Genomic DNA, 9,893 nt, shown 5'->3' with positions numbered 1-9,893 from the left:
CGCCGCCGACAGCGACAGCTCCATCCACCCTCAGCGAAGATCGACCGCTACAGACGGCTCATCGAGACAGAAGAAGTGACTCAGATCGGATTAGTGGGTGACGCTTTGTGAGGTACTGATACTAGTACTATGCGTGAAGCGTTCTTAGCTTTTCCCGCGGCTCATGAGTACCTGACCCGGAATTATCGACGTTGGCCCCGGAACGACGACCTACACCAGCACGCGGTCGAGTTCGACAACGAGGCCGCTGTCGGCGTCCGGGTCGCCGACGAGCGTTCCAAGACAGACCGCAGCGCCGTCGGGCGTGACACAGACAACCTGCGAACCCGTCTCGGGCGTCGCGTCGCCGGCTTCGGCCGGCCCAGTTTCGATGACACCCGGCGCATACACCGGCGCACCGTCTTCGACTTCCCGAGCAGCACTCGGTGCAATCGTGACCCGCGGCAGGTGGACCAGCGCGCGCTCCGCCGGCTGGATAATCTCGCGGAGTTTCCCCTCGTCACCCTCGTCGGCAAAGGCTAGCGCGTCGACGAGGTCGTGCATCGTCGACAGCGACGTGTCGTCGAAGGTGCCGGTCGCCGTCCGGCGGAGGTCGCCCATGTGTGCGCCCGTACCCGCCGCCAGCCCGATGTCGTGACACAGTTTCCGGATGTAGGTCCCCGAGGCACAGCGGACCCGCAGGAGCAGTCTGCGCTCGGCCTGTTCGAGGATATCCAGCGCGTGAATCCGCCGCGAGCGCAACTGGCGCTTGACCGCGCTCTTCCGGGGCGGCTTCTGGTAAATCTCGGTCTCGAACTCGGCGACGATGTCCGTGATGTCGGCCGGGGCCTGGTCGTGGAGTTCGAGCACGGTGACGTACTCCTTGACAGCGTCGTCGAACACCTGGGCCATCCGGGCGGCGTCGCCGAGCAACACGGGCAGACAGCCCGTCACCTTCGGGTCGAGCGTCCCGCCGTGGGCGACCCGGTTCTGGCCGGTGGCGTCGCGAATCCAGGCCGCGACCTGGTGGGCCGAGGGTCCCGGGGGCTTGTCGAGGTTGACGACGCCGAAGGAGCGAAGCGAGTCCAGGTCCCGGTCGTCGGGCGGGGCACGGAGCGTCATCGACTCAGAACTCGTACCGGATGTTCTCGACCGGTGCCTTCCCTTCGTCGCCGTCGGGGCTGTACGATTCGACGGCGTGCAGGGTCACGCTCAGAACGCCCTGCGGGTCCCAGCGGGCGGTGTTGACCGCCAGATCGTAGATAGAGAGGTCGTCGAAATCGACGTCGTAGTAGTCGCTGTAGCGCTGGGCCTCGCTCTCGCCGCGCTCCCGGGTTTCAGTCTTTGCCTGCTCGAAGGGCTTGTTCTCCCGCGTCGCGATGCGGTCGGCGCGTACATCGAGCGGCGCGGTCAGCCACAGTTTCATGTCGGCGTACTCGCCCGCCATCCAGCCGGCGAGACGGGACTCCAGTACGAGGTCGTCGCGCTCGGCGGCGATATCCCGGAGCCGGCGGTCCAGATCGCGGTCGATCTGGTCGTCCTCCTCGGCTGCTTTGTTCAGTTCGAGCGGCGTCATCCCGCGTTCCTCGGCCAGCGAGCGGAAGATGTCCCCGCCGCTGACGTGCTCGTAGCTCAGGGCGTCGGCCAGGCTCTTGGCAAGTGTGCTCTTGCCGCTGCCGGCCGGGCCGGAGACGGTAATCAACATAGAGGTGTTCGGGAGGCCCCGATAGAAAGGGCTGTCTCTTCGCGCCTACCCGGTCGGCGTCGTCTCGACGTTGAGCGCCTTCCGGATGATCTGGGTGAACGACAGCGAGCACAGGAAGTACCAGACGATCCACGCCTGAACTGGGCCGGCGACGCCGTTGCGCCACGCTTCGACCTCACCGAAGATGGGCAGCGTGATCACTGGGCTCGCCTCGACGCCGGCTCCGAAGACGATCCAGTAGAGCCAGAGGAACAGCGGGATGTTGACCAGCATGATCCACACCATCGGGCGGAACTGCTGTTTGAACATCCCCATCTGGTCGGTCATCAGCTCCATCTGCTCCTCTTCGAGGCGGTCAAGTGCCTCCTGGTCGTCGCGTTCCTTCGCGGCTTTGCGGCGCTCTTTCAGGTCCTCCATCTTCTCCTGGTGGTCGCCCATCCCCGACATATCCATGAGGTTGTCCTGGAGAATCGTCGAGGTGGTGCCGGTGATGATCGCAAGCACCAGGATGACGACATAAAAGGGAAGCATATCGTTGAGCGGCCCGAGGACAATGTCGATGACCCCGCCTGCGATAACGTCGCGGACCGAGGTCATCGAGTAGCCTGCGAACAGGCCGAGCGTCCCGAGGCCGGCGAGCTTGTCCCACTTCGACCAGCCGCTGTCGTCGTCATCGTCGCTGGGCTCGGCGTCGGACTCTTCGAGTGCCTCGCGGACGCCCTCGGGATCGTCGATAACGAACCCCTCGCCGTCGGCGTCGATGAGCAGGCCGGATTCGATGAGCCGGCCCCACTCGCCGCTCGTGAGGTCGTCGCTCACGTCGCTCCAGGTGACGGTCCCGTTCTCTTCGGCCGCAGCGAGTACCGTCGAGAGCGCATCAGTCATTGCCTCGCCGTCTTCGGCGAGTCGTTCTACCTTCGGCGCGGTACGTGCCATTGTGTGTGCTTGAGGTGCGACGGCATATCAACGTTTTACTCTGACTGTCTCGACGATGTCGGCCTCGAACGGCGGTTCCGTCGCGTCTCAGGCCGTCTGTGCGTCGACGGCGTCCTGAATCTCGCTCCAGACCTCGTCGGGGGTCTGTTCGCCATCGACGGCGACGAAGCCGTCGTGGTCCCCGTAGTGGTCGATGACCGGTGCGGTGTTGTCGTCGAACACGTCCAGTCGGTTGCGGACGGACTCCTCGTTGTCGTCGTCGCGCTGGATGAGGTCGCCGCCACAGTCGTCACAGACTCCGTCCTCTTCGGGCTGATTGAACTCGACGTGGTAGTTCGTTCCGCAGTCGTCACAGACCCGCCGGCCCGTAAGTCGGTCGACCAGTTCCTCGCGGGACACGTCGAGCGAGAGGATCACGTCGAGTTCGGTCATCCCTTCCAGTTCCTCGGCCTGGTCGAGATTGCGCGGGTAGCCGTCGAGTACGAACCCGTCGGCCTGGGAGAGCGCCTCGTCGACGATGGCGTTGACGACCGCGTCCGGCACGAGGTCGCCCGCTTCCATGTACTCGCGGGGCGTGTCGTACTCGGTGTCCATGTCGCTGATGTCCATGTCCTTGTTCCCCCGGAGCGCGTCTCCGGTCGTGATGTGTTCGACGCCGTACTCCTCGGCGAGGTTGGCGCTCTGGGTCCCTTTGCCGGCTCCCGGCGGCCCGAGAATCAGGATTCGCGGATTCGACATAGGCAGGGTTTCCAAGGGGTCGGTTAAATGGTTGTCCAAATCCTGCCGTCGGGTCGTGCTGCCGCCACCCAAAGGTGTGTAGGCCCCGCCGACCAACCGATGATATGCTCGAACCCGGAGCGCCAGCGCCCGAGGTCAGCGCACAGAACCAGTTCGGCGAAACAGTCTCGCCTGACTTCGAGGAGCCAACAGTGGTGTACTTCTTCCCGGAGGACTTCACCGGCGGCTGTACCATTGAAGCCCGCGATTTTCAGGAACACCTCCCGCAGTTCCGCGAGGGCGGTATCACCGTCTACGGCGTCTCGATGGACGACGTGGCGACCCACGACGAGTTCGCCGAGGCGGAAGGCCTGCTGTACGACCTGCTGGCCGACCCCGACGGGACCGTGGCCGAAGCGTTCGGCCTGGACACCAGCGGCGGCCGGACGGACCGCCGGACGTTCGTTCTGGCCGACGGCGAAGTCAAGTCCGTCTACGACCCAGCCCCCTCGAACCCCGAGGGCCACGCCGAGGAAGTGCTCCACGACGTTCGCAACGAGTACATTCAGGGCGGCTGACCTGCCTTTCGTCTTTGGCTTCTCGGTTTGAGTATCTGCCCGACCACGTCCCGTAGTCGAGGACCGGCGCGCTACTGCTGGTCGTCCGGCGGGTCCCGCGCCGGTAAATAGAAGAAGACGGCGTTCCCGTCACCGCTCCGCTCGAATCGGAGCTCACCGCCGAGAGACTCGATACACCACTTCATGACGAACAGGCCGACGCCGGTACCGTGCGCCGTTTCTGTGGCCTGCGTCGGGTCGAAGAGCGCGCTGATCTCCGTATCTGGAATCGGGGGGTTCGAATCACGAATGCAAATCTCCACTCGGCCGGTGTTCGGTGACGGACCGATGCGTACCTCGACTGACGGGGTGACAGCCTCACTGTGAATGATTGCGTTCTCGATGGCGTGGGTGAGTGCGTATGTGAATGCGTCATTGCTGTCTACCCACAGCTCCGCCCGTTCGGTAACGGTAATCTCTGAAGTAGGGTAGTCGGTCAGGATGGTGTTCACGATACCTCGTACCCTGCGCGTGACGTGACAGCGAGTGTAGTCTGTGCCGGGGCGCGCGACTGCCCGTTCGATCTGCTTGACGGATTCGACGATGTTTGTGAGGTTTTCGACGCGGGACCGAATCGTCTTGCTGGCGTCCCGCACGGCCTCAGTCCCGGCTGAAGCTGTGATACGAGCCGTGTTTCCGGCGATGACTGTCGCTTCGTTCCGCAGGTTGTGTCGCAGTATCCGCCAGAGGAGCTCCTCGCGGTGGTGTGTCTCGAAGTACTCCGTGATGTCACGGATCTCCGCACAGACGTACGTCCCCCCGGACACGACCCGTTCCGAGAGGTGAATCCGGGCCCAGATGAGCTCGCCGTCCGCCCGTTTGATCCGCCATGTGAACTGGCGCGACTCGCCCGCGGCGCTGTCCTGCAACCGGGACCTGAAATCGGCGACAGAGTGGACGAATGTGTTTGCGGTGTACTCGCTGATCGACCGCTCGCGCAACTCCGAAACCGAGTATCCGAATATCTCTGCCAGCCGTTCATTGCCGTCCAGAATAGCACCACTGTCGGGGTCGTACAGTGCGATGCCGATGTTGAGCGCGTCGTATGCTGCTGGAAGCGCGTGCCCCGTCTGAGATGCCATTGATAGTTCAGGTAGCTCGGCGAGACGCCTTGTTGTTACTAATAGCAGTACATAGTGCTATAACGCAGTACAGACATCTCGTCGACCAGCGGGGTAGTTCTCCGTCGCGCTGACGGGAATGCTCGTTCAGACTCCTTGACGACTGCCTTCGAAACGGAACCAGCCGCTACTCGCAGAGGTGCCGGCTCGGACCTGCGGACGGTCTCAGAACACTTCAGCGCCGCCGCCGATTCGGGTCTGGTACACGCGGGCGTCGACGCCGCGCTCACCGAAAGCGTCGAGCATCGTGCTCGCGATTTTCCGGCGGTCTTCCTCGGCGCAGGCGGCGATAACCGTCGGTCCGGCTCCGGAGATAGTGACGCCGGTGGCTCCGGCCGCCAGCGCGGCCTCGCGGACCTGCTCGTAGCCGTCGATGAGTTGCGCGCGGGCCGGCGTCACGACGGTGTCGTGCATCCCCTGGCCGACGAGTTCGGGGTCGTCGCGGTGCATCCCCGTCGTCAGCGACGCGGCGTTGCCAACCGTCTCTACCATCTGATCGACGCGGGCGGTCTCGGGGACGACGTTGCGCGCGTCCCGCGTGGAAACGACGATGTCGGGGAGACACGCGACGAGGGGGATGTCGGCGTCGACCTGCGTGACGCCCTTGTCAGTCGCGATGGTGAACCCGCCCATTATCGAGGGGGCGACGTTGTCGTCGTGGGCGTCCCCGGAGACGACGGCCTCGCCCTTGGCGGCGATGGGAACTAGTTCCTCGCGGGAGTAGCCGCGGTCGTACAGTTCGTTCAGCCCGACGGCCGCCGCGGCGGCGCTGGCCGCGGAGGAGCCAAGCCCCGATGCGGGACGGACACCCTTGTCTATCTGAATGTGGGCCGGCGCATCAAGCGCCTCGGCGACCGCGCCGACGGTGTTTTTGTCGGGGTCCTCCGGGATATACTGGCTGCCAGCGCCAGTCATTTCGATGGTGACCCGGTCGGCCTTCTCCAGACGGACGACGTCGGCCGGACGCTCCAGTGCGACGCCGAACACGTCGAAGCCGCTCCCGAGGTTCGCACTGGTAGCCGGCGCCCGGACTGTCAGCATGCCTGCGAATTTCAGCAGTGTAGGCAAAAAGGTAGCGAACCGACACTGTGGCCGTTTCGCAGTACTGAGAACGCGGCCCAAAGGCATAATACAGGGAAACCTGACGTTGGAATAGGTATCGATATGGATGTCGACATCGCCACGGTCGCCATCCTCGGGAACGCGGGTGGGGCGCTCATCGGTTTCGCAATCGCTGTCGTCGCCGCCCGAAACCAGGATGTCCCCGGCGCTCGCCAGTACGGCTGGCTCGCGGTCGCTGGGGGCTGCTGGTGTGCTATCTCGATATGGCAGATAGTCGTTTCGGACCCCGCCGCTGTCAGGACAGTGTACCTGCTGTCGCGAACCGCCGCTATGCAGGTCATCGGGCTCTGGGTCGTCTTCGCGCTCGTCTACACCGGCCGACAGTCGTGGCTTCGGCCATCGTCTCTCGTCCCGCTGTTTCTCGTGGTGAACGCGGACGTGCTATTACTGCTGACGGACCAGGCACACGACCTCGTCGAAGTGGCGGCCGTGCCTGTCACTCAGCTCGGTACGACGCTGGTCGCCATCCAGCGCGGTCCCACGTTCGCGGTACTTCTCGCCGTCAGTTACGGGCTGTTACTGCTCGGATACGCACTCCTGATCGAGTTCTTGTTCCGGTCGCAGAACGTCTATCGGCGACAGACAGCGGCGATCATTATCGGAACCGGCCTTCCGATATTCGTCGCTGTGCTGTATGATTTCGGCTACACGCCGCACCCGGCCATCGACTTCACGCCGGTAGCGTTCTCGCTCAACGCGGTGCTCGTCGGCTGGGTACTGTTCAAGGACGAATCGCTGTCTGTGACGACGCTGTCGGGTGACACCCTCGTCGACAACCTCCCCGACCCAGTCATCGCTCTCAACGACGACTGTGTCATCATTGATTACAACGCCGCGGCGGCCAGCGCGCTGGATCACCCGGACCCCGACGGAGAGCTACTTGACGACCTCGTCCCGGGGCTCGTTGACCACATCGAGCGTGGCGAGGTGTTCTCGTTCGGAGATTCGTTCACGTACTACAACCCACAGACGACGAGCCTCACCGACCAGTCCGGGACGGAACGCGGTCGGCTCGTCGTTCTCAGGGACGTGACCGGCCAGCAGCGCCGTCAGGACCGACTCGAAGCGCTGCAGGCCGCGACCCAGCAGTTCATCGAGGCCGAGACCGCCGAGGCGGTCGCGGAGATGGCTGTCGAGTTCGCGACGGCCGTCCTCGACCAGAACGCGGCGGGCGTGTTCCTCGAAGACGACGGCATCCTCGAACCGGCCGTCATTAGCGAATCGATTGCGGAACACGTCGAGGACGAACTGCTGTACGCCTCGCCGACGGACGAGCCCGAAAGCAAACTCTGGAAGACGTACGAAACCGGTGAGATACAGGCCGTCTCGCTCGATAAGGACGGACTCGACCCACTGGACAACGCGCTGATGCTGCCGCTTGGCTCCCACGGCGTGATGGCGATTACGTCCCACGACAGCACCCTCGCCACGGAGGACAGGCGGTACGCCGCGATTCTCGCACAGACGACGCAGGTAGCCCTCGACCAGGTCGAACGCGAGCGCGAACTCCGCCAGAGCCGAAGTTCTGTCCAGCGACGCCGCGAGCAGATCGAGTTCTTCAACGGCGTCCTCAGACACTCGCTGCACAACGCGATGGTCGTCATCCGCGGCCGCGCGGAGCACATCAGAACCGACGTGCCGCGGTCGAAACGACGGCATCTCGACAGCATCAGCAACTGGTGTGGGAAGCTCACGGAGATGAGCGAAACGATCCGGGATATCAACAACACCGTGACGGCGAGCGAAGCTGAGCGGTTGGACGCCGTCGACCTCAACGCCACGCTCCGTCGCTCGATTGAGTCGCTCCGGGTCGAGTACGAGTCGGTATCGGTCTCCTGTGAACTGGTCGGAGACTACAGCGTGCAGGCGAACGCACTGCTCGAAGAGGTCCTCCTGAGCATCCTCCGGAACGCGGTCGACCACAACAACGCCGACACCCCGCAAGTGGCCGTCTCGGTCCAGCAGGCCAGCGACTGGCTGCAGGTCCGTATCGCCGACGACGGCCCCGGAATGAGCGACGAACTGAAGACGACGGTGTTCGAACGCGGGCTCTCCCCCGACCAGACCGCCGGCGGCTTCGGCCTCTACTTCGTCTCAGTCATGATGGACCTGTACGGCGGGACGCTCTGGTTCGAGGACAACCACCCGACGGGGACCGTCGCGATCCTCGAATTCCAGCAGGCGGTGACGGGTGATGAGGCGGAAGATGACTTCGGACCCGACGACACGGAGACGGCGGCGACCGAAGCGCAAACTAAATCCCACGACCGCTGATAGGTCGGGGTATGATTGGCGTCGTCGGTGGCGGTATCGCCGGCCTCTCGGCAGCGTACCGGCTCCAGCAACGCGGCCACGAGGTCCGTGTGTTCGAAGCGAGCGAGGATCTGGGCGGCCTGGCAGCGACCTACGAGACGGCCGGGGACCCCATCGAGAAGTTCTATCACCACCTCTCGAAATCCGAGGAAACCATCGTCGAACTCGCCGAGGACCTGGGCCTCGGTGACGCGGTCGAGTGGCACATCGGGAAGAACGCCTACTACGTCGACGGCGTCGTCCACTCCATGGACAAGCCCTGGGAGATCCTCTCGTACCCGCATCTCTCGCTGTACGACACGTTCCGGCTGGGGATGCTCGTCCTCGACATCGACGTTCGCGGCGGCGTCCCGAAGTTCGACACCTACGAACGCTTAGAGGACTTCGAGGACGTTCCCATCGAGGAGTTCGTCGTCGAGCACACCAGCCGGGGCGTCTACGAGAACTTCTTCGAGCCGCTGCTCGACGCGAAGTTCGGCGACCGGAAAGACGACGTGAGCGCCGCGTGGCTGCTCGGGCGGGTCAAGTTTCGCGGCGAGCGGGACATCCTGAACGGCGAGATTCTGGGCTACTTCGACGGCGGATTCGGCCGACTGCTCGACGCGCTGGTCGACGCCGTCGGCCGCGAAAATATCTCCACGGGCACGCGCGTGACCGAGGTCGATACGAGCGGCGGGACCGTCTCGTCGTTGACGGCCACGGACGGAACCGAGACGACGGTTCACGAAGCCGACGACGTCGTCGTCGCGGCGATGCCGAACGTACTGGAGGCGTTGACCGGCTACACCTGCGATATCGATTTCCAGGGGACGGTGTGTTCGGTCATCAGTATGGACGAACCCCTGCTGGATACGTACTGGCTGAACATCGCCGACGACGCCCCCTTCGGCGCGCTCATCGAACACACGAACTTCGTCTCCGCCGAGCGGTACGGCGGCGAACATCTGCTGTACGTCGCTCGTTACATCCAGGACGAATCCGAAGCCATCTGGCAACAGACCGACGACGAAGTCGCCGAGACGTGGCTGCAGGGCATCGAATCCCTCTTCCCCGAGTTCGACCGCGACGCCGTCAACTGGATTCGGACGGGCCGCAACCCCCGGACGGCACCGGTGTACGAGCGCGGCTATCTGGACATGGTCATCCCCTACGACCTCGGCGACGCCGTCGCGGACGGTCTCTACTACGCCGGGATGGCCTCGCGTGCCCAGTATCCGGAGCGCTCGCTCAACGGCGGTATCGTCGCGGGCTTCGAGTGCGCCGATCGGATCGCACGCAACCCGTCAGCGGCGACGAAAACCGACGATTCGCCGCTTTCGGAAGCCCGCCGCTGAGCGCTCTGCTGCCCTCAAATCTGTTCTCTATCGGAAAGCCCAATTCGGT

9 protein-coding genes are annotated in these 9,893 nt (G+C 64.1%); 3 read left to right on the top strand and 6 right to left on the bottom strand.

What is annotated here, in order from left to right:
- Nucleotides 1-210 precede the first annotated feature (210 nt).
- From VI234_RS10260 to VI234_RS10245, 4 genes are all read right to left on the bottom strand, one after another.
- Nucleotides 211-1,101, bottom strand: coding sequence for an RNA-guided pseudouridylation complex pseudouridine synthase subunit Cbf5 (locus VI234_RS10260; protein WP_336329919.1), 891 nt, complete (start codon nucleotides 1,099-1,101; stop codon nucleotides 211-213).
- 4 nt (nucleotides 1,102-1,105) lie between these two features.
- Nucleotides 1,106-1,684: a (d)CMP kinase gene (gene cmk / locus VI234_RS10255; RefSeq protein WP_336329918.1), complete on the bottom strand. Its 579-nt coding sequence runs from the start codon at nucleotides 1,682-1,684 to the stop codon at nucleotides 1,106-1,108.
- Nucleotides 1,685-1,729: 45 nt separating this feature from the next.
- The gene (locus VI234_RS10250; protein ID WP_008310812.1) at nucleotides 1,730-2,620 is read right to left on the bottom strand and encodes a DUF106 domain-containing protein; all 891 of its coding nucleotides are present in this window, start codon (nucleotides 2,618-2,620) and stop codon (nucleotides 1,730-1,732) included.
- An 87-nt stretch (nucleotides 2,621-2,707) separates the two neighbouring features.
- Nucleotides 2,708-3,358, bottom strand: a complete 651-nt coding sequence (locus VI234_RS10245; RefSeq protein ID WP_008310811.1) for an adenylate kinase — start codon at nucleotides 3,356-3,358, stop codon at nucleotides 2,708-2,710.
- Nucleotides 3,359-3,462: 104 nt separating this feature from the next.
- Between VI234_RS10245 and VI234_RS10240 the strand changes: the two genes are divergently transcribed.
- Nucleotides 3,463-3,915, top strand: coding sequence for a peroxiredoxin (locus VI234_RS10240; RefSeq protein WP_336329917.1), 453 nt, complete (start codon nucleotides 3,463-3,465; stop codon nucleotides 3,913-3,915).
- A gap of 71 nt (nucleotides 3,916-3,986) precedes the next feature.
- Here VI234_RS10240 and VI234_RS10235 read toward each other — a convergent pair whose 3' ends face one another.
- Both VI234_RS10235 and VI234_RS10230 read right to left on the bottom strand, forming a co-directional pair.
- On the bottom strand, nucleotides 3,987-5,036 hold the full coding sequence (locus tag VI234_RS10235; protein WP_008310809.1) for a PAS domain-containing sensor histidine kinase: 1,050 nt from the start codon (nucleotides 5,034-5,036) through the stop codon (nucleotides 3,987-3,989).
- A 204-nt stretch (nucleotides 5,037-5,240) separates the two neighbouring features.
- Nucleotides 5,241-6,116 carry a homoserine kinase gene (locus VI234_RS10230; RefSeq protein WP_008310808.1) on the bottom strand — a complete coding sequence of 292 codons (876 nt, stop codon included), beginning with the start codon at nucleotides 6,114-6,116 and terminating at the stop codon, nucleotides 5,241-5,243.
- 123 nt (nucleotides 6,117-6,239) lie between these two features.
- Here VI234_RS10230 and VI234_RS10225 point away from each other — a divergent pair, with 123 nt between their 5' ends.
- The gene (locus VI234_RS10225) at nucleotides 6,240-8,471 is read left to right on the top strand and encodes a sensor histidine kinase (RefSeq protein ID WP_336329916.1); all 2,232 of its coding nucleotides are present in this window, start codon (nucleotides 6,240-6,242) and stop codon (nucleotides 8,469-8,471) included.
- Between the two features lie 11 nt (nucleotides 8,472-8,482).
- On the top strand, nucleotides 8,483-9,844 hold the full coding sequence (locus tag VI234_RS10220) for an NAD(P)/FAD-dependent oxidoreductase (RefSeq protein WP_008310806.1): 1,362 nt from the start codon (nucleotides 8,483-8,485) through the stop codon (nucleotides 9,842-9,844).
- The last annotated feature ends 49 nt before the right edge of the window (nucleotides 9,845-9,893 follow it).

It is taken from the genome of Haloarcula sp. CGMCC 1.2071 (assembly GCF_037078445.1).
Taxonomy (GTDB): Archaea; Halobacteriota; Halobacteria; order Halobacteriales; family Haloarculaceae; genus Haloarcula; species Haloarcula amylolytica.
The sequence above is the reverse complement of the archived record's forward strand: the minus strand, read 5'-3'. Positions and strand labels throughout refer to the sequence as shown.

What these genes read in the sequence shown, in the direction of transcription:
- VI234_RS10260 (WP_336329919.1), bottom strand. Translation starts at nt 1,101, where the DNA reads ATGACGCTCCGTGCCCCGCCCGACGACCGGGACCTGGACTCGCTTCGC.
- cmk (WP_336329918.1), bottom strand. Translation starts at nt 1,684, where the DNA reads ATGTTGATTACCGTCTCCGGCCCGGCCGGCAGCGGCAAGAGCACACTT.
- VI234_RS10250 (WP_008310812.1), bottom strand. Translation starts at nt 2,620, where the DNA reads ATGGCACGTACCGCGCCGAAGGTAGAACGACTCGCCGAAGACGGCGAG.
- VI234_RS10245 (WP_008310811.1), bottom strand. Translation starts at nt 3,358, where the DNA reads ATGTCGAATCCGCGAATCCTGATTCTCGGGCCGCCGGGAGCCGGCAAA.
- VI234_RS10240 (WP_336329917.1), top strand. Translation starts at nt 3,463, where the DNA reads ATGCTCGAACCCGGAGCGCCAGCGCCCGAGGTCAGCGCACAGAACCAG.
- VI234_RS10235 (WP_008310809.1), bottom strand. Translation starts at nt 5,036, where the DNA reads ATGGCATCTCAGACGGGGCACGCGCTTCCAGCAGCATACGACGCGCTC.
- VI234_RS10230 (WP_008310808.1), bottom strand. Translation starts at nt 6,116, where the DNA reads ATGCTGACAGTCCGGGCGCCGGCTACCAGTGCGAACCTCGGGAGCGGC.
- VI234_RS10225 (WP_336329916.1), top strand. Translation starts at nt 6,240, where the DNA reads ATGGATGTCGACATCGCCACGGTCGCCATCCTCGGGAACGCGGGTGGG.
- VI234_RS10220 (WP_008310806.1), top strand. Translation starts at nt 8,483, where the DNA reads ATGATTGGCGTCGTCGGTGGCGGTATCGCCGGCCTCTCGGCAGCGTAC.